The following is a 19,765-nucleotide window of genomic DNA, read 5'->3' on the forward strand; positions in this document are numbered from 1 at the left end:
TGCGCTGGCTGCGCGACGCGGCGATCGGCCCGGCCTTCATCGCGCCGGGTAGCCCCTGGCAGAACGGGTTCGTCGAGAGCTTCAACGGCAAGCTTCGGGACGAGCTTCTGAACCGGGAATGGTTCCGTAAGCCGCGCCGAAGCGAAGGTGCTGATCGAACGCTGGCGACAGTTCTACAACGAGCAGCGGCCGCACAGCGCCCATGGCTACAACCCCCCGGCGACCGTTCGCCGGAACTGGTCGGAACCCGATACCATTCACCCCGGACTCACTGCCTGATTGGCTACAAGTTCCATACTCAGGTCAGTGCTTGCGGTTGAACAGGTAGGTGCCCAGCCGCTCGCGCGGGGTGGCCAGCTCGAACGCGCTGGCCGGCACGAACCACAGCAGGCCGCCGCGCCGCCGGCACATCGAGCAGTTGCAGTCGACCACCTGGTCGATCTGTCCTTCGACGGTGAACGCGATGCCGCCGCAATGGCAGCTTCCCTGGTACTTCAGGGTGTCCTCCCCGTGCGTGGTGGCGCGGCCCAGCCAATGGCAGGGGCATGGGCGGCGCCTTGCCCCTATCCTGCGCCATCCCTCGACACCGGTATAGCCATGCGCCCGAACCTGCGCCCCTGCCTGCTGGCCCTCGCCCTGCTCGCGCCGCTGGCGGCCTGCCAGAAGCCCGAAGCCCCGGAAGCCGCGTCCACCGCCACCGCGCCCAGCCCGGCCGACGCCGCCTTCGCTGACCTGTCCGCGCGCGCGCTCGAGGCCTGGATGCGCTTGTCGCCGGTGGCCGCCACCCAGGCCGGCGACCACCGCCATGACGCCGAGCTGGACGACCTCTCCGCCGAGGGCCGCCGCCAGGCGCTGGAGACCAGCCGCGCCCTGCTGGCCGAACTGGATGCGCTGGACGTGGCCGCGCTGTCCCGCGACAACCAGGTCGACGCCGCGATCCTGCGCAACCGCCTGGAGTACGACATCTGGAGCGCGGAAGTGCTGCAGCCCTGGGCCTGGGACCCGCAGGTCTACGGCGACCTCGCCGGCAGCGCGATCTACGGACTGATGGCGCGCGAGTTCGCGCCGCTGCCCGAACGCCTCAGGTCGGCCACCGCGCGCATGCGCCTGATCCCCGGCCTGCTGGCGCAGGCGCGCGCCAACCTCGATCCGGCGCGGGTGCCGAAGATCCACGCCGAGACCGTGGCCCGGCAGAACTCCGGCCTGCTGGGCCTGGTGGACCTGCTCGTGGTCCCGGCGCTGGACCAGCTGGACGCGGCCGACCGCCGGGCCGCCGAGGAGGCGATCGCCGGCCTGCGCGCGGCCGTGGTCGAGCACCAGGCATGGCTGGACCGGACCCTGGTCCCGAACGCGCGCGGCGACTTCCGCATCGGCGCGGAGCTGTACGACCGCAAGCTGCAGTTCGCCCTGCTGTCCTCGCTGTCGCGCGCGCAGATCCGCCAGCGCGCCGAGGCCGAGCTGGAGCGCGTGCGCGCGGAGATGTACGGCATCGCCCGCACGGTGCTGGCCGACCGCCCGGGTGTCCCCGAACTGCCGGACTCCCCGACCCCGGAACAGCAGCAGGCGGCGATCGAGGCCGCACTGGAGCTGGCCTACGCCGAGCGCCCGGCGCGCGACCGCGTGGTCCCCGACGCCGAGGCGGCGCTGGCGCAGGCCACGGCGTTCGTGCGGGAGAAGGACCTGGTGACCCTGCCCGACGCGCCGGTGGAAATCATCGAGATGCCCGAATTCCAGCGCGGCGTGGCGGTGGCCTATTGCGACTCGCCCGGCCCGCTGGACCGCAACCTCAAGACCTTCTACGCGGTCTCGCCGATCCCGGAGGAATGGACCCAGGAACAGGTGGACTCATTCCTGCGCGAATACAACTCGCGCATGATCCACCTGCTGAGCATCCACGAGGGCACGCCCGGCCACTACCTGGAGGGCTGGCACTCGGCGCGGCATCCCTCCACCCTGCGCGCGGTGCTGCGCTCCGGTCCGTTCGCCGAGGGCTGGGCAGTGTACACCGAGAAGGTGATGGCCGACGCCGGCTACCTTGGCAACGACCCGCTGTTCCGCCTGGTGCAGCTGAAGTTCTACCTGCGCACCATCGCCAACGCGATCCTCGACCAGGGCGTGCACGTGGACGGCTGGAGCCGCGAGCAGGCCATGGACCTGATGGTCCGGAAGACCTTCCAGCAGGAGCGCGAGGCCGCCGGCAAGTGGGTGCGCGCGCAGCTGACCTCGGCGCAGCTGCCGACCTACTTCGTCGGCGCGCAGGAGCACTTCGACATGCGTGCCGCGGCGGAGGCGGAGCTGGGCGAGCGTTTCGACGCGAAGACCTACCACGACCAGGTCCTGTCCCACGGTGCCCCGCCGGTGCGCTTCGTCCGCCAGCTGATGCTGGACGAGCCGATCCGCTGAGCCGCACCCCGCCCGGCGCCCCTGCGACGGGGCGCCGGGCGGCGCTTCAGGCATCGGCCGCCGGACGCGGGAAGGCGAACGCGGCCACCAGCAGCGAGACCAGGCAGGCGCCGGTCATGTACCAGCCGAACGAGACGTCGGTGCCGGTGCGCATGTGCAGCCAGGTGGCCATCAGCGGCGCGGTGGAGCCGATCAGGGTCGTGCCGACGTTGAAGTTCAGCGCCGCGGCGGTGCCGCGCACCTCCGGCGGGAAGGTCAGCACGTAGGCGTGGGTCAGCGGCGCGCCGACGAAGTTGTTGATGAAGGTGAAGCCGACCACCGCGGCGGTGGCCACCACCACCGAGCCGCCGCCCAGCGCGGTGAAGGTCGGCACGGTGAACAGCACGAAGGCCGCGTAGCCGACCAGCAGCACGGTCCGGCCGCCATGGCGGTCGGCCAGCAGGCCGCCCCAGATCGCGGCCGGAGGGCCGATGAGGTAGGTCAGGATCGAGGCCAGCAGCGCCCTGTCGGCGCCGAAGTCGGAGTTGATCAGGGCGACCACGAAGTAGGTCTGGATGCAGAAGGTGCCCACCCGCTGCCCGGCGCCCAGCAGGATCACCTGGCACATCTGCCGCCAGTGGCCCCGCACCGCCTCGGTGAACGGGCGCGGCGGCGGCGCCTCCTCGGCGGCCTGCTCCAGCGCCTGCTGGATGCGGGGCAGCTCCGGCACGCTGCGGCGGATGTACAGCGTGACCAGGCCCAGCGGCGCGGCCAGCAGGAACGGGATGCGCCAGCCCCAGTGTGTGAAGGCGTCCTCGGGCAGGCCCACGATCAGCGCCAGGGCGACGATGGAGGCCAGCAGCGGCCCGAGCGAGGTCGAACCCACGCTCCATCCCGCCAGGTACTGGCGGCGCCGGCGCGGCCCGTGCTCGAGGATGAAGTTGGCCGCCACGGTGTACTCGCCGCTGGCGCCCACGCCCTGCACCAGCCGGCACAGCATCAGCAGGATCGGCGCGGCGATGCCGATGGCCGCGTAGCCGGGCAGCACGCCGATCAGCACCGTGCCGACGGTCATCAGCGCGATGGTGAGGACCAGGGTGAAGCGGTGGCCGCGCAGGTCGCTCAACCGCCCCATCACCACCCCGCCGACCGGCCTGATCGCATACGAGGCGATCAGGCCGACGTAGGTGGCGATCAGCGCCGCGTAGGGGTCTCCCTCCGGGAAGAAGATCCGCGACATGAACACCGCCAGGATGCCGTACAGCGCATGGTCGTACCACTCCACCACGTTCCCGAGCACGGCGGTGAACAGCACCCGGCGCCACACGGGCGAGCCGGCATCGGGGTCGTGCGGGGGCGGCGCGTGCGCCGCCGCGGAGGGATCGTGCATCGGGGACTCCAGGAGAAAGGAAACAGGGGCGCGTCAGTAGCCTTCGACGCTGCCGCAGCGGCGCGGGTCGGCGCACGAGGCCAGCAGGCCGCTGGCCGGGTCCAGGGTGATGGCCTCGAAGTTGCCGGTGAGCGTGCAGCGCGGGTGCACCCGCTGGTGCCACAGCCGCCGCTCCCGGGCCCAGGCGACGAACCGCTCCTGCATCTGCGGCGCGAAATCGGACTCCAGTGTGTTGCCGCGTTCCCAGCCGTTCTGCGGATTGTGCGGGCGCGCGCCGAAGCGCGGCTGGTGCACCGAGGCCTCGATGTCCATGCCGAAGTCCATCAGGTTCACCAGGTTCTGCAGCACGCAGGCCACCAGCGACACCGAGGGCGAGCCGGAGACGATCACCGGCCGGCCGTCGCGCAGGACGATGTTCGGCGCCAGGTAGACGGTGGCCCGGGCGCCCGGCTGCGGCAGGATCCGCTGGAAGAACGAGCCGCCGCCCGACAGCTGGAAGCCCTCGGCGAACAGGCCGTTGGGCCACCCCGACGCCATGTGCGAGTGGGTGCAGCTGGCGATGTTGCCGTCCTTGTCCACCGCGGCCAGGTGGATGGTCCCCGGCGTGGGCATGGGCACGCCGGTGGCCCGCGGCTCGCGCACGCGCATCAGCTCGAAGCGCCGGGCCGCGTACTCCTTGGACAGCAGGATGCCGGTCTCCACCGGCGCGCTGTCCAGGTCGCCCTGCCGCGGCGGCGCGTAGTAGACCTCGTTGTGCACCCGGATCAGCCACTGCAGCGTCTCGAACGACTCCGAGGCCGGGCCCAGGCGGGCCAGGTCGACGTGCTCGAGCAGGTTCAGCGCCTCCACCAGCATCATGCCGCCGTCGTCGGGCGCCGGCGAGCCGATCACCGTGTAGCGGTCGCGGTACGTGCCCTGCACCGGCCGCTGGAACATCGGCCGGTAGGCGCGCAGGTCCTCGGGCACGATCACCCCGCCGCCGCGCTGGCATTCCGCGCTGAAGGCACGGGCGAAATCGCCGTTGTAGTAGTCCATGCCCTCGTCGCGCAGGCGCTCCAGGGTGCGCGCCACCCGCGCCTGGACCACGGTCTCGCCCTGGGTGAGCAGGTGCCCCTGGGGCCAGAACACCTCGCGCCCCTGGACATGCACGCCGATCCCTTCCTGCCTGCCGTACATCACCCCGTACAGGTACGGGTCCATCGGGAAGCCTTCGCGCGCCACCTCGATCGCGTCGCGCATCAGCCGCGCCCGGCCGGTGCGGCCCCAGCGCTGGCGCGCGGCCTCGAACGCGGGCCACCAGCCGGGCACCGGCACGCCACGGCCGGTGTACAGGTCGGCGCCGCTGAAGCCCGGCAGCTCGGCCAGCGGCGCGCTGATGTTGCCGTTGAGGTAGGCCGCCTCGCCGCTGGCCGCGTCCCAGTACATCATGCTCAGGCCGCCGGTGATCGAGGTCATGTGCGGCTCGGTGACCAGTTGCATCGCCGCGGCGGCCAGCACCGCGTCGCAGGCGTTGCCGCCCTCGCGCAGCACGTCCAGCCCCGCGCGCGTGGCCAGCGGGTCGGAACTGACCACCATGGCCTTGCCCGCTTCCACCCGCCGCTTGCGCCCGAAGCGGGCCTGCGCCATCAGCGCGGTGCGCTCGTCCAGGTTCATGGCCGCCCCCCGCCGCCCGCGACCACGCTCACAGTCCCATCGCCACGCCGGCCCGGCGCGGGTCGGCGCAGGCCGACAGCCGCCCGCTGTCCGGGTCCTGCACCACCGCCTCGAAACCGCCGGTCAGGGCGGCCCAGGGCTGGACCAGCCTGTGCCACAGGCGGCGCTTTCCGGCCCACTCCAGGTATTGCCGCTGGATGTCCTCGGAGAAGCCGCATTCGAGGATGTTGCCGCGCTCCCAGCCGTTCTGCGGATTGTGCGGGCGCGCGCCGAAGCGCGGCTGGTGCACCGAGGCCTCGATGTCCATGCCGAAGTCCATCAGGTTCACCAGGTTCTGCAGCACGCAGGCCACCAGCGACACCGAGGGCGAGCCGGAGGCGATCACCGGCACGTCGCCGCGCATGACGATGTTCGGCGCCAGGTAGACGGTGGCCCGGGCGCCCGGCTGCGGCAGGATCCGCTGGAAGAACGAACCGCCGCCCGACAGCTGGAAGCCCTCGGCGAACAGGCCGTTCTCCCAGCCGCCGGCCATGTGCGAGTGGGTGCAGCTGGCGACGTTGCGGTCGCGGTCCATCGCCGAGATGTGGATGGTGCCCGGCGTGGGCATGATCCGCCCGGCCGGCTGCGGGTCGCGCTGCGACATCAGCTCGAAGCGCCGGGCCGCGTATTCCTTGGACAGCAGCAGGGCCACGTCCTCCGGCGCGGTGTCCAGGTCGCCCTGCCGCGGCGGCGCGTAGTAGACCTCGTTGTGCACCCGGATCAGCCACTGCAGCGTCTCGAACGACTCCGAGGCCGGGCCCAGGCGGGCCAGGTCGACGTGCTCGAGCAGGTTCAGCGCCTCCACCAGCATCATGCCGCCGTCGTCGGGCGCCGGCGAGCCGATCACCGTGTAGCGGTCGCGGTACGTGCCCTGCACCGGCCGCTGGAACATCGGCCGGTAGGCGCGCAGGTCCTCGGGCACGATCACCCCGCCGCCGCGCTGGCATTCCGCGCTGAAGGCACGGGCGAAATCGCCGTTGTAGTAGTCCATGCCCTCGTCGCGCAGGCGCTCCAGGGTGCGCGCCACCCGCGCCTGGCGCAGGGCCTGGCCCGGCATCACCAGGTAGCCGTCGGGCCAGAACACCTCGCGCCCCTGCGGATGGATGCCGATGTTGCCGGCCGAGGAGCTGTAGCTGGCGAACAGGCGCGGATCGACCGCGAACCCTTCGCGCGCGATGTCGATCGCGTCGCGCATCAGCCGCGCCCGGCCGGTGCGCCCCCAGCGCTGGCGCGCGGCCTCGAACGCGGGCCACCAGCCGGGCACCGGCACGCCGCGGCCGGTGTACAGGTCCGCGCCGCCGTAGCCCGGCAGCGGCGCCAGGGGGGCGTTGATGTTGCCGTTGAGGTAGGTCGCCTCGCCGCTGGCCGCGTCCCGGTACATCATGCTCAGGCCGCCGGTGATCGAGGTCATGTGCGGCTCGGTGACCAGCTGCACCATCGCCGCGGCCAGCACCGCGTCGCAGGCGTTGCCGCCCTCGCGCAGCACCTCGATGCCGGCGCGCGTGGCCAGCGGGTTGGAGGTGACCACCATCGCGCCGTCGGCGGTGGCCATCCGCTTCGGACCGGGATGCGCGGCCAGGCCGTCCAGGCCCTGGGGGCGCGCCGGCCGGGCCAGCGCCGGCAGCGCGGCCCCGGCGGCCGCGCCCAGGCCCACGGCGGCGGCGCCGGCCATGAACCGGCGGCGGCCCGTGGCGTCGGGATGATCGTTGCGGGTACTCACGTGCTCTCCTGTCTGCTGTGGATAAGGCGCGCGGCCGCCGCGCACGCGGCGCGGCGGCCGCGGCGGCGTCACTCGAACGCGAAGCTCATCCGCGCGTAGACGAAGCGCCCGATCACGTCGTAGGTGCTGTAGTCCACCGCGAACCTGTCCATCTCCTTGTCGAACAGGTTGTTCACACCCAGGCTGAAGGTCGCGTTCCACGGCTGGTACTGCCACGCGCCGGACAGGTCCACGTAGTTGTAGGCCGGCACCTTGTACTTGCACACCACCCCGCCCTGCGGCGTGTCCACCACGGCGCGGCTGCCGTCGCAGTGCGCACCGGCGGCGGTGTCCAGGTTGTCGACGTAGACATGCGACACGTAGCGGTGGGTCAGCGCCGCGCTGAAGTCGCCCTGCGACCAGTTCAGCGTGGTCCGCGCGCGGTTGCGGGCGAAGTTGCCCAGGCCGCCGGAGTCCGAGCCCTTCCACTTGCCCGCGTAGCCGACCCGGGTACCGGGCTGGTCGGACACGGCGGTGTAGTCGTACGAATCCAGGTAGGTGCCGTCGAAGCTGAGCTGGAAGCGTCCGAAGCGGGTCTGGCCGAGGGTCCAGTACAGGCCCAGGTCCACGCCCCGGGTCTCGATGGTGCCGACGTTGGCCAGGGTGTTGTCGATGTTGACGATGTTGCCCTGGGGACCGCGGCTCACCAGCGAACAGTACGACGGCAGCCCGGAGCGGTAGCACAGGTCCAGGATGGTCTGCGCGCCCGGGGCCACGATGGCGTCCTCGATGCGGTACTGCCAGAAGTCCACGGAGACCGTCAGCGGGGTGTAGAAGGACGGGTTGTAGACGAAGCCCACGTTGGTGGCGCGGCCGGTCTCCGGCTGCAGGTTCGGATTGCTGCCGTTGGTGGCGGGCGGCTGCCGCTCGCCGATGAAGCCGGCGGGCACGTCCGCGCACGCGCCCACGCCGGCGGCCGCCCCGGAGCACGGGTCGTTGACCGTCGGCGTGTCGCCGGTCTGGCCGCCGTACAGGTCGTCGATGGTCGGGGCGCGGAAGATGTCGGCATAGCTGGCGCGCAGCAGCAGGTCGGCGTACGGGCGCCACTCCAGCCCGAGCTTGGCGTTGGTGGTGTCGCCGAAGCTGGAGTAGTCGGAGTAGCGCACGCCGGCGGTCAGGTTCAGCGCCTGGGCGAACGGCCGGTCGGCCAGCAGCGGCGCGCTGAACTCGGCATAGACCTCGTTCACGTCGTAGCTGCCCCGCGAGGGCGCCTCGGGAGTGGCGTCGACCATCCGGTTGGCCAGCAGGTAGTCGGGCTGGAAATCGGACTTCTGCCGCCGGTACTCGTAGCCGAAGGCCGCGCCCACCGGGCCGGCCGGAAGGTCGAACAGGTCGCCGGTGATGTTGGCCAGGAAATCGGTCTGCTCGCCGTCGTACAGGTTGATCAGGGTCGGCGAGAACGCCTGCAGCTGCTCCCGGGTGAGCGGGCCGAACACGTTGAGCGGGGTGCAGTTGGCGATCACCGCGCCCGGGGCGCCGCAACGGGCCACGCCGCCGGCGTCGACGAACGAGGGGCCGATCGCGTCCTGCAGCGCGGGCAGGTAGATGCTCCCGGTCTTGGTGATGCGCTGCTGCTGCTTGGCGTAGGTGAACGCGGTGTCCCAGTCGAAGCGGCCGAGCCGGCCGCGCAGGCCGGTGGTCACCTGCACGTCGTCGCGGTCGTAGGTGCGCACCCGCGGCCCCAGGTCCACCAGGCGGATGCTGAAGTTGCCGATGTCCGTGCCGAACGGGTTGTAGATGCCGTCGCCCGAGGCGACCACGCCGTAGTTGCCCGCCAGCAGCGGGTCGGAGGCCAGGGTCGAGTCGGAACGGGTATGGGTGTAGAAGCCGTCGGCGAAGAAGGTCACCGAGGGGGAGAGGTCGTAGCTGCCGTTGAGGAACAGGCTGTAGCGGTCCTGCGGCGTGCCCAGCTGGGTCTCGCCCGAGAACTCGTACGTGTCGTTGCCCTCGCCCGAGGCGATGTAGCAGCGGAAGTCGGCCGGCGAGGTGCCGGCCGCGCCGTCCCTCCGGGTCAGGTAGACGGTGCTGGCGGTGTTGCCCGCATTGCCGCAGTCCAGCGACGGGTCCAGCGCGGCCGCGGTGGCGCGCGGCACCGCGAAGCGGCCGTTGGGGATGGTCGACGAGCCGGCGAACACCGGCCTGCCGTAGCTGAGCGACTGGCTGACCCGGGACCAGTCGCGGTCGGTGCGCCACATCGCCTTCTGCTTGCCGTAGTTCAGGCCGCCGACGAAGGCGCCGCCGTCGAACGTCCTGCCGAAGGTCAGCTGGTAGCTCTGGGTCTGGGCATCGCCCTTGTCGCTGGCGCCGTAGTAGGCGCTGAACTCCACCCCGTCCAGGTCCTGGCGGGTGATGACGTTGACCACGCCGGCGATGGCGTCGGAGCCGTACACCACCGAGGCGCCGTCCTTCAGCACCTCGATGCGCTGGATCATGTTGGCCGGCAGCGCATTGACGTCGCCTGCGTAGTAGCGCACGCCGTTGAGCAGGATCAGGGTGCGCTCGCTGCCCAGGCCGCGCAGCGAGATGGTCGAGGCGCCGGTGCCCCCGTAGGAGTTGTCGCCGGTGGTCATGCCGGCACCGGCGATGTTGGGCAGCTGCTGCAGCAGCTCGCCCACGGTCATGTAGCCGGACTTCTCGATCGTTTCCCGGCTCATGGTGAACACCGGGTTGGCGGTTTCCGCGTCCACGCGGCGTATGCGCGAGCCGGTCACTGCCACGGTTTCGAGCTGGATGGGCTGATCCGTGCCCGGGGAAGCCTCCTGCGGCTGGTCCTGGGCCGCGGCCGGCATGCCGCTGATCGCCAGCATGCACGCCGCGGCCAGCACGCCGAGCCTGGGTGTCGTTGCACTCATGGGTACGCTTTCCTCTCTCGCATAGACGTCAACGCCAGTCCGCCGCTCCCGCGAGGTCGCCCACGGCTGGCACGGCACCGTTCTGGTTCGGGATGGCCATCACCGCGCCCGGGGGCCGGACCGGCGTATACCAATAGGCGACCCCGGTAGACCGGCCCGTCCCAGAAGCGTGTCACAAGAGTTACATTGGTCTAGACCAATATGCAAGTGGCATAGCACCAATTTCACGCCCGCGCAGCGGGAGCCTCCCGGGAACCGGGGGCGAGGAGAGCGGCCGCGACCGCCGCCATGCACGCTCAGGCCGTCATCTCGGCCTTGGAGGTCTTGAACATCACCAACCCGGGATGGTTGACCGATCGCATGTACTCGACCGGCCGGCCCTGCTCGTCGTAGACCTCCAGGCGCAGCAGCAGGCAGGCCGAGCCGGCGGGCAGGCCGAGCAGCCGCGCCTCCATGTCGCTGCCGGCGGCGACCGATATCTGGCGCTCGCCGGTCACCGTCCCGATGCCGTAGCGGTCGCGCAGCAGCCCGTACAGCGACTGCCCGGCCATCAGGTCCTCGGCGGCCAGCCCGGGCACCAGGCCCAGGGGGATGTGGCTGGTCTCTATGCAGCAGGGCGTGTCGTTGACCGTCCACAGGCGGCGGAACATGACGATCTCGCTGCCCTCCTTGATCTGCAGGTGTTCGGCGACCTGGGCGCTGGCGCGGGTCTGCTCGAAGTGCAGCAGCTTGTTGCCGGCCACGCTGCCGCCGCTCTGGATGATCCGGGTGATGCCGAGCGAGGTCCGCGCATCGATCGGCCGCATCACCCGCGGCATGGGGATGCGGGTGCCGCTGGTGCTGTTGCGCTCCAGCAGGCCCTGCGCGACCAGACCGTCGATCGCCTTGCGCACCGTCATCCGGTTCTTCCCAAGCTGCTCGGCCAGGGCCCGCTCCGACGGGATCCGGTCCCCGGGCCCGTAGTCCGGCCCGCGGATCAGGTCGAGGATGAATTTCTGGATGGCTTTATAGGCGGGGACCGTCTCGTCCAGGGCGACGGCGGGCGGCGGGATCGGGGTGGCGGTGTCTTGGACCATGGCCTGGCAGGAGGAAGGGACGGTTAACCATCGCAGATTGTGGACTAGCAAAGCCAGCTCTGGCTTCGATCTGCCTGTTGTACTTGGTCGATGCAATTGGTAGTCTCACCTTCGTTATTGGTATATACCAACGGAGAGCTACACCCATGGCATCGGAAGTGAATCGCAGCGCCATCCTGTCCGGACTGGCCCAGACCGTATCGGCATTGCCGGAAGCGATGGCGCTCGGGCGCAGCTTGGCCGGCGAGGTGGACCGCATCTATTTCGTCGCGCACGGCTCGGCCAACCGCGCCATGCAGGGGATACAGTACTGGATCGAGCATTTCAGCCCGTCGCTGGAGGTCCGCCGCTACTTCCCGTCCGAGCTGATGGCGCAGGATCCGCCCCGGCTGGACGAGCGCACCCTGGTCCTGCTGGCCTCCAAGTCGGGGACCACGCCGGAGACGGTCGCCGCGGCCGAGTACCTGCGCGGCAAGCCCTGTCGCACGGTCGGCTTCACCCTGAAGGGCGACAGCCCGCTGGCCGGGCTGGCCCAGAAGGGCTTCCTGGCCGGCGACACCGGCGAGTCCTTCGTGGCGCTGTTCATGCTGATGCAGGCGGTGGTCGGCGGCCTGCTGGCCGAGCGCGACGGCTGGCCGCACGCCGACGAGCTGCTGTCGTCGCTGTCGGCGCTGCCCGGCGTGATCGCCGACGCGGCCGCCGGCAACGACGCCCGCGCCCGCGCCGACGCGCAGGCGTACCAGCACGACCACAACCTGTACCACGTGGCCTCCGGCCCCGGCTTCACCCCGGCCTACGTGTTCGGCGTGTGCATCCTGATGGAGATGCTGTGGCTGCACAGCTACCCGATCGAGGCGGCCGAGTTCTTCCACGGCCCCTTCGAGATCGTCGACGGGGACACCCCGCTGATCCTGATCCTGGGCGAGGATCCCAGCCGGCCGCTGATGGAGCGCGTGCTGCGCTTCTGCAACAAGCACGCCAGGCGCCTGATGATCTACGATTCCCGCGACTACGAGATGGAGGGCATCGCCCCGGCGATCCGCCCGATCGTCGCGCCCTACGTGTTGCAGGCCGCCCTCAAGCGGTTGTCCGAGCACCTGTCCGACCTGCGCGGCCAGCCGCTCAGCACGCGCCGTTACATGTGGAAGACCGAATACTGAGCGCGGCGCGACGACCATGGCCAGCCACCATCGCATCCTCGGCATCGGCGACAACACCGTCGACACCTACGTCTCCGCCCGGGTCCAGTACCCGGGCGGCAACGCGGTCAACGTGGCGGCGCTGGCGCGCCGCCTCGGGGCCCGCAGCGCCTACCTGGGCTGCGTGGGCGAGGACGCCGGCGGGCGCCTGGTCCTCGACGCGCTGCGCGCCGAGGACGTGGACGTGTCCCGGGTGCGCGTGCGCCCGGGCGAGAACGCCCGCGCGTTCGTGTCCCACGACCGCGGCGACCGGCGCTTCCTCGGGTCCCATCCGGGCGTGCGGGCGCAGTACCGGCTGAGCGACGCCGACTTCGACTACGTGGCCGGCTTCGACCTCGTGCACACCAGCGTCTACAGCGACCTGGGCCCGGAGCTGCCGCGCCTGGCGGCGGCGGCGCGGCAGCTGTCCTTCGACTGCTCCGACCGCTGGGACGACGCGCTGCTGGGCCAGGTCGCCGGCGCGATGGACGTGCTGTTCCTTTCGGCCGCCCACCTGCGCGAGGAGGACTGCCGGGCGCTGCTGGAGCGCTGCATCGGCCACGGCGCGCGCTGCGCGGTGGCCACCCGCGGCGCGGCCGGGGCGCTGGCCGCGGACGCTGGCGGCGGCGTCCACCGCCAGGACGTGTTCCCGGCCGAGGTGGTGGACACGCTCGGCGCCGGCGACGGCTTCATCACCGCCTTCCTGCTCGCCCGGCTGGACGGCCGGCCGCTGCCGGACTGCCTCCAGGCCGGGGCGCGCTTCGCCGCCCAGGTCTGCGGCTGGCAGGGCGGCTTCGGCCACGGCCGCCCCTGGGACGGCGACGGCGGCCACCACCTGGAGCGCGCGCCGTGAACCCGCGCGTCCTGCTCCGCCTGCACACCGCGGCGCGCGGCGCGCGCCGCCCCACTCCCTCATTCCTCAAGGGCATCGCATGAATTGGCGTATTGGCGTGGATTCCGGCGGCACGTTCACCGACGTCTACCTGTTTGAAGAAGGCAGCGGGCGGACCGAGATCTGGAAGGTCTCCTCGACCCCCGACGATCCCTCGCGCGGCATCGCCCAGGGCGTGGCCGAGGCCCTGCAGCGCGTCGGGGCGACCCCGGACGCGGTGGGCTACTTCGGCCACGGCACCACGGTCGGCACCAACGCGCTGATCCAGCTCCGCGGCGTGCCCACCGGCCTGATCACCACCGACGGCTTCCGCGACCTGCTGGAGATCGGCCGGCAGAAGCGCCCCGAGCTGTACGACCTCCAGGCCGACAAGCCGCCGGTCCTGGTCGCCCGCGACCTGCGCCTGGAGGTGCCCGAGCGCGTGCGCCACGATGGCAGCGTCGAGACCGCCCTGGACGAGCAGGCCGTGCGCGAGGCCGCGCGCGCGCTGCGCGAGGCCGGCGTGCGCTCGGTGGCGATCAGCTTCCTGTACGGGTTCGTCCGGCCCGAGCACGAGCAGACCGCGCGCAGGATCGTGGCCGAGGAGTTCCCCGACGCGTTCGTCTCCGTCTCCTCCGAGGTGGCGCCCGAGTTCCGCGAGTACGAGCGCATGTCCACCACCGTCGTCAACGCCTACCTGGGCCCGGTGATGGAGCGCTACATCCGCCGCCTGGCCGACCGCCTGGCCGCGCTGGGGCTGGGGGTCGCGCCGCACCTGACCCAGTCCAACGGCGGCGTGATCGGCTTCGAGCAGGCCTCGCGCCTGCCGGTGCGCACCGTCCTGTCCGGCCCGAGCACGGGCGTGGTCGCGGCCCAGGCCATCGGCGAGCAGACCGGCTTCGGCAACCTCATCACCTTCGACGTCGGCGGCACCAGCAGCGACGTGGCCCTGCTCCAGGACGGCCGCTGCGCGCTGGCCAGCGAGGCGGTGGTGCACGGCTACCCGATCAAGGCGCCGATGCTGGACATCCACACCGTCGGCGCCGGCGGCGGCTCGATCGCCTACGTGGACAACGGCGGCCTGCTCAAGGTCGGCCCGCGCAGCGCCGGCGCCGACCCGGGCCCGGTGTGCTACGGCCGCGGCAACACCGAGCCCACGGTGACCGACGCCAACGTGGTGCTGCAGACGCTCAATCCCACGCACCTGCTGGCGGGGCGCATGCCGATCGACCGGCAGCTGGCGGTGGCGGCAGTGGAGCGGCTGGCCGGGCGCCTCGGCCTGGGGGTCATGGAGACCGCCCAGGGCATCCTCTCGGTGGTGACCGCCAACATGGCCCGCGCGATCCGCGTGATCAGCGTGCAGCGCGGGCACGACCCGCGCGACTACAGCCTGGTCGCCTTCGGCGGCGCCGGCCCGCTCCATGCCGCGCGCCTGGCGCGGGAGCTGGAGATGACGCGGGTGATCGTGCCGCTGACCCCCGGCATCCTCAGCGCCACCGGTCTGCTGCTGACCGACCTGCGCGCCGATTTCGCCGGCAGCCTGATGCGGCAGCTCGACGCCGGCGCCGCCGGCCCGCTGGAACGGGCCTTCGCCGCGCTGGAGCGCCAGGCCGAGGCCTGGTTCCGGGACGAGCGCATCGATCCGGCCGACCGCGCCCTGGCACGCTCCATCGACGTGCGCTACCTCGGCCAGAACTACGAGATCGCGGTGCAGGTGCCCGACGGCCCGATCGGGCCGGCCACCCTGGAGACCGTCGCCGCCCGCTTCGCCGCCGAGCACGAGCGCCTGTACGGGTTCTCGGCCGAAGGCGAGCCGGTCCAGCTGGTGACCTGCCGCGCCGGCGCCACCGGCCGGGTGCGCAAGGCCGCGTTCCGGCCGCAGCCCGACGCCGGTCCGGACCCGTCCCCGGCCCTCGCCGGCCGGCGCCAGGTGTGGATGCCTGAGTACGGCGACTTCGTCGACTGCCCGGTCTACGACCGCGCGCGGCTCGAGGCCGGCAACCGCATCGCCGGCCCGGCGATCGTCGAACAGATGGACACCACCACCGTGGTCCTGCCCGGCATGACCGCCACGGTCGAGCCCTACCTCAACCTGATTCTGGAGTTCGGAGCATGAGCACCTCCACCGCAACCGCGCGGGTCCCGGTCGATCCGATCACGGTCGAGGTCATCGGCAGCGCCCTGTCCTCGATCGTGGAGGAGATGGGCGAGGCCCTGGTCCGCGCCAGCCACTCGGCCAACATCAAGGAGCGGCGCGACTGCTCCACCGCGCTGTTCGACACCTCCGGCCAGGCGCTGTGCCAGGCCGAGCACATCCCGATGCACCTGGGCAGCTTCCTCGGCATCATCCCGCACATCCTCAAGCGCCATGCGCCGGAGGAGATCCGTCCCGGCGACGTGTTCATCGGCAACGACGCCTACGAGGGCGGCGCCACCCACCTGCCGGACATCGTGATCGCCGAGCCGGTGTTCTACGACGGCGCGCTGGTGGCCTGGGCGGTCAACACCGCCCACCACGCCGACTTCGAGGACCGCGGCCACGCCCACATCTACCAGGAGGGCCTGCGCATCCCGCCGATCCGGCTGTACCGGGCCGGCGTGCTGCAGGAGGACCTGCAGGCGATGTTCCTGCTCAACTGCCAGGTTCCGCGCGAGCGCATCTCCGACCTGCGCGCGCAGATGGCCGCCAACCGCCTCGCCTGCGAGCGCCTGGGCAAGCTGTGCGCCAAGTACGGCCGCGAGGTGGTGCTGTCGGCGGGCCAGGAGCTGATGGACTACGCCGAGCGCAAGATGCGCGCCGGCATCGCCGCCATTCCCGACGGCACCTACCGCTTCAGCGACCGCTTCGACAATCCGGCCATCGACGGCGAGATGGTGTTCGAGTGCGAGGTGCGGGTGCAGGGCGACGAGATGCACCTGCGCTTCGACGGCCCCGACCAGGTCCGCGCCGGACTGAACATGGTGTTCACCGCGCTGCTGTCGACGGTGTACTACGCGGTCAAGACCGTGGTCGACCCGACCATCCTGCCCAACGGCGGGCTGGCGCGGCCGCTGCACGTGAGCGCGCGCGAGGGCAGCATCCTCAACTGCCGGCATCCGGCCGCGGTGAACGGCCGCATCGCCCCCTGCCAGCGCATCGTCGACCTGGTCCACGGCGCGCTGGCGCAGGTCGTGCCCGAGCGCGTGACCGCCGCCGGCAACGGCGCGGTGGCCTCGGCCACCTTCGTCGGCACCCGTCCGGACGGCGAACTGTGGGTCTACCTGGAGACCATCGGCGGCGGCGCCGGCGCACGCGCCACCAAGGACGGGCTGGACGGCGTGCACGTGCACATGACCAACACCTCCAACCTGCCGGCCGAGGCGCTGGAGCAGGAATATCCGCTCACCCTTCTGCGCTACGAGATGGTCGACGGCTCCGGCGGCGCCGGGCGCTTCCGCGGCGGCATGGGCCTGCGCCGGGTCTACCGCGCCGAACGCAGCTGCCGGGTCAAGGTGGACGGCTCGCGCATGCGCAGCCAGCCCTGGGGCCTGGCCGGGGGCCTGCCCGGATCCAGCGGCGGCTACGCCTTCAGCGACGGCGTGCAGGTGGCCAACGGCATCGCCGACCTGCAGCCGGGTGACCGGGTCACGGTGATCACGCCCGGCGCCGGCGGCTACGGGCCGCCCGCCGAGCGCAGCCCGGAGGCGGTGATGCGCGACCTCGCCGAACGCCGGATCGACCCGGTCGCGGCGCAGCGCATCTACGCCGCGCAGCTGTCCGGGCGCTAGCGCCTACCAGGCGCGGTGCCGCGGGGGATCCTCCCCGTGCTCCCGCGGCACCGTCGCCTGACCCGTCACCGGGGCTTGAGCACCAGGTCCTGGAAGTCAAAGCTGAAGTCGGTCAGGTCCGAGGCCGCCTCCATCCGCGCCTCGCGCACCTTGCCGTCCGGATCCAGGTGGAAGGTGACGAAGGCATCGCCGTTGAGCGTGCGCTCGCGCCACTTCACCAGGAAGGTGTCGTGCTGCCAGTGCTGCAGCTCGCCCACCAGCAGCGGGCTGCGGGTGAAGCGCATCAGCAGGCGCCCGTTCTCCTGCTTCACCTCGACGTCGCCGTACCAGGCATCGCGGTAGGTCGCGGCGTAGCCGGACAGCGGCAGCGAGGGCTTGGAGCGCTTGTCGCGCGCGGCCACGCGCTTGGCCCAGGCGTCGTCGGCGCGGGCCTTCGACTTTTCCGCCGCCGCGGCATAGGCCGCCACCCAGTCGACCCGCTCGGCCGTTCTCCTATCGCGATCCCGACGGCGCGCTGGTGCGCGACGACGACACGCTCTCGCGCATCCGCGCGCTCGCGATCCCGCCGGCCTATACGCAGGTGTGGATCTGCGCCTCGCCGCTCGGCCACCTGCAGGCCACCGGGCGCGACGCGCGCGGGCGCAAGCAGTACCGCTACCACCCCGACTGGCGCCCGCTGCGCGATGCCAACAAGTTCGACCGCATCGTCGCCTTCGGCCGCGCGCTGCCGAAGCTGCGCCGCCGCGTGCGCGCCGACCTGGCGCGGCCGGGGCTGCCGCGCGAGAAGGTGCTCGCGGGCGTGGTCGCGATCATGGCCAGCACGCTGATCCGGGTGGGCAACGACAGCTACGCGCGCGAGAACGGCTCGTTCGGCCTGACCACGCTGCGTACCCGGCACGCGCGCTTCCTCGCCGGCGAGCTGCGGCTGCAGTTCGTCGGCAAGGGCGGCCGTGCCCACGAGGCCGGCATCCAGGACCCGCGCCTGCGCCGCCTGGTGCGGGCGATGCACGAACTGCCCGGGCAGCGGCTGTTCCAGTACCGGGATGCGGACGGCACGCTGGCGGCGGTGGAGTCCTCCGACGTCAACGACTACCTGCGCGAGTGCATGGGCGAGGCGTTCACGGCCAAGGACTTCCGCACCTGGGGCGCGACCGAGGCGGCGTTCCGGCAGCTGGCGACGATCGCCTGCGACGACGCGATCTCCGACACCGCCGCCGCGGGCGTGTGCCGCGAAGTGTGCACGGCGGTGTCCGCGCTGCTCGGCAACACGCCCACGGTGTGCCGCAAGAGCTACATCGACCCGCGCGTCTTCGACGGCTGGCGCGACGGCCGCCTGCAGCGCCGCGCCGCCAGGGCCCGCGGCCCGCGCCAGTGGGAAGCCGCCCTGCTGGGCTTCCTCTCGCGCGCAAGCCGCAAGGCCAGCGCCTGAAACACCCCTGCACCCCCTGCCTCCCCTGTAGGAGCGGCTTCAGCCGCGACCCGGATCCACCCGTCGCGAGCCCAGCATCGTGGTGGCCCGGTCGCGGCTGAAGCCGCTCCTACAGGGGGATCCCGCTCGGCGGTCAGGACTGGCGCGCGGCGCGGATCGCGGCGATGCGGGCCTTGCGCAGGGCCTGGCCGATGCGTGGGCCGTCGAGGCCTTCGGTGGCGAGGTCGCGGGCGTTCACCGCCAGTGCGGCGGCGTGCAGGCGGCGCAGTTCGGGCCCTTGCGGGTAGGGCTGGTCTTCCAGTCCGAGGCGGCCGCGCTTGTCGGCCTCGCACGCGATCACGAGCTTCTCGATCCGACCGGGCTTGCGGAACGCGTCGCAGCGCTCGAGCAGTTCGAGCACGGTCTCGTCGCGCAGTTCGAGCATGCGGTGGACGTTGAGGTGTTCGCGGCAGGCGATGATCGCCAGGTCGCGATGCTCCAGCGGCACCTTGAGCCGTTCGCACAGCCTGCGCAGCGGGGCGACGCCGGCGCGCTCGTGGCCGATGTGGCGCGGCAGCTCCTGCTTCGGGGTGAGCGCCTTGCCCAGGTCGTGGGTGAGCGCGGCGAAGCCGACCACGGTATCGCCCGGCGCGAGCCTGGCGGCCATGTCGCTGACCAGTTCCTGGTGCGCGCCGGTGTCGATCTCGGGGTGGTACTCGGCGCGCTGCGGCACGCCGTAGAGCGCATCGACCTCGGGCAGCACGACGGCCAGCGCATCGGCCTCGCGCAGCGTGCGCAGGAAGGCGGACGGCTGCGGCGCGGCCAGCGCCTTGCACAGCTCCTGCCACACGCGCTCGGCGACCAGGCTCGACAGCTCGCCGCTGGCCGACATGCGCTGCATGAGCGCCATGGTCTCGGGCGCGACGCGGAAGCCCAGCGGCGCGAACCGCGCCATGAAGCGCGCGGCGCGCAGCACGCGCAGCGGATCCTCGACGAAGGCGGCGCCGACGTGGCGCAGCACGCGCGCCTCGAGGTCGCGCACGCCGCCGAAGGGATCGACGAGGTTGCCGTCGGCGTCCTCGGCGATGGCGTTGATGGTGAAGTCGCGGCGCTCGAGGTCCTGTTCGAGGGTGACGGACGGGTCGGCGTGGACGACGAAACCGCGGTGGCCCGGCGCGCTCTTGCGTTCGGTGCGCGCGAGCGCGTGCTCCTCGCCGGTGTCGGGATGCAGGAACACGGGGAAGTCGCGGCCGACCGGGCGGAAGCCGGCGGCGAGCATGGAGTCGGGGGTTTCGCCGACGACGACGAAGTCGCGATCGCCGGGCGGCAGGCCCAGCAACCGGTCGCGCACCGCGCCGCCGACGAGGTAGGTTTTCATCGCCCTATGAT

At 71.9% G+C, this 19,765-nt stretch carries 12 protein-coding genes and 3 pseudogenes; 7 read left to right on the forward strand and 8 right to left on the reverse strand.

The genetic code is table 11. From position 1 onward, the window contains the following. Positions 1-279: pseudogene (locus FQY79_RS14160) on the forward strand (integrase core domain-containing protein); the annotation flags it as partial. Between the two features lie 24 nt (positions 280-303). On the opposite strand, the gene FQY79_RS15920 reads toward FQY79_RS14160, so the two are convergent. Then, positions 304-663: a GFA family protein gene (locus tag FQY79_RS15920; protein ID WP_484177364.1), complete on the reverse strand. Its 360-nt coding sequence runs from the start codon at positions 661-663 to the stop codon at positions 304-306. Between FQY79_RS15920 and FQY79_RS14170 the strand changes: the two genes are divergently transcribed. Next, positions 610-2,403: a DUF885 domain-containing protein gene (locus FQY79_RS14170; RefSeq protein WP_186760101.1), complete on the forward strand. Its 1,794-nt coding sequence runs from the start codon at positions 610-612 to the stop codon at positions 2,401-2,403. The two genes, FQY79_RS15920 and FQY79_RS14170, sit on opposite strands and share 54 nt — an antisense overlap. Positions 2,404-2,449: 46 nt before the next feature. Here FQY79_RS14170 and FQY79_RS14175 read toward each other — a convergent pair whose 3' ends face one another. From FQY79_RS14175 to FQY79_RS14195, 5 genes are all read right to left on the reverse strand, one after another. Next, positions 2,450-3,772 carry an MFS transporter gene (locus tag FQY79_RS14175; RefSeq protein ID WP_146313546.1) on the reverse strand — a complete coding sequence of 441 codons (1,323 nt, stop codon included), beginning with the start codon at positions 3,770-3,772 and terminating at the stop codon, positions 2,450-2,452. A 33-nt stretch (positions 3,773-3,805) separates the two neighbouring features. Next, entirely contained in the window at positions 3,806-5,425 is a 1,620-nt protein-coding gene (locus FQY79_RS14180; protein ID WP_222434296.1) for a gamma-glutamyltransferase, read from the reverse strand. 28 nt (positions 5,426-5,453) lie between these two features. Beyond that, complete coding sequence (locus FQY79_RS14185) at positions 5,454-7,184, reverse strand: gamma-glutamyltransferase (RefSeq protein WP_222434297.1); 1,731 nt, start codon at positions 7,182-7,184, stop codon at positions 5,454-5,456. A gap of 68 nt (positions 7,185-7,252) precedes the next feature. After that, complete coding sequence (locus FQY79_RS14190; RefSeq protein ID WP_146313547.1) at positions 7,253-10,075, reverse strand: TonB-dependent receptor; 2,823 nt, start codon at positions 10,073-10,075, stop codon at positions 7,253-7,255. Positions 10,076-10,371: 296 nt separating this feature from the next. After that, positions 10,372-11,151 carry a GntR family transcriptional regulator gene (locus FQY79_RS14195; RefSeq protein ID WP_146313548.1) on the reverse strand — a complete coding sequence of 260 codons (780 nt, stop codon included), beginning with the start codon at positions 11,149-11,151 and terminating at the stop codon, positions 10,372-10,374. Between the two features lie 146 nt (positions 11,152-11,297). Between FQY79_RS14195 and FQY79_RS14200 the strand changes: the two genes are divergently transcribed. The 4 genes from FQY79_RS14200 (at position 11,298) to FQY79_RS14215 (ending at position 16,968) form a co-directional block, all read left to right on the forward strand. Continuing rightward, entirely contained in the window at positions 11,298-12,311 is a 1,014-nt protein-coding gene (locus FQY79_RS14200; RefSeq protein WP_146313549.1) for an SIS domain-containing protein, read from the forward strand. A gap of 16 nt (positions 12,312-12,327) precedes the next feature. Then, complete coding sequence (locus tag FQY79_RS14205; protein ID WP_146313550.1) at positions 12,328-13,182, forward strand: PfkB family carbohydrate kinase; 855 nt, start codon at positions 12,328-12,330, stop codon at positions 13,180-13,182. A gap of 79 nt (positions 13,183-13,261) precedes the next feature. Beyond that, on the forward strand, positions 13,262-15,316 hold the full coding sequence (locus FQY79_RS14210; protein ID WP_146313551.1) for a hydantoinase/oxoprolinase family protein: 2,055 nt from the start codon (positions 13,262-13,264) through the stop codon (positions 15,314-15,316). Next, positions 15,313-16,968, forward strand: a complete 1,656-nt coding sequence (locus tag FQY79_RS14215) for a hydantoinase B/oxoprolinase family protein (protein WP_146313552.1) — start codon at positions 15,313-15,315, stop codon at positions 16,966-16,968. The genes FQY79_RS14210 and FQY79_RS14215 overlap by 4 nt, the downstream gene beginning before the upstream one ends. A gap of 65 nt (positions 16,969-17,033) precedes the next feature. Here FQY79_RS14215 and FQY79_RS14220 read toward each other — a convergent pair. Beyond that, positions 17,034-17,453: pseudogene (locus tag FQY79_RS14220) on the reverse strand (DUF3471 domain-containing protein); the annotation flags it as partial. On the opposite strand from FQY79_RS14220, the pseudogene FQY79_RS14225 reads away from it, so the two are divergent. Then, positions 17,441-18,397: pseudogene (locus tag FQY79_RS14225) on the forward strand (DNA topoisomerase IB); the annotation flags it as partial. The pseudogenes FQY79_RS14220 and FQY79_RS14225 overlap by 13 nt on opposite strands. Positions 18,398-18,530: 133 nt before the next feature. Here FQY79_RS14225 and FQY79_RS14230 read toward each other — a convergent pair. Continuing rightward, positions 18,531-19,754, reverse strand: coding sequence for a multifunctional CCA addition/repair protein (locus FQY79_RS14230; protein WP_146313554.1), 1,224 nt, complete (start codon positions 19,752-19,754; stop codon positions 18,531-18,533). Positions 19,755-19,765: the final 11 nt, after the last annotated feature.

The sequence above is a fragment of the Luteimonas wenzhouensis genome (assembly GCF_007859305.1).
Lineage (GTDB): Bacteria > Pseudomonadota > Gammaproteobacteria > Xanthomonadales > Xanthomonadaceae > Luteimonas > Luteimonas wenzhouensis.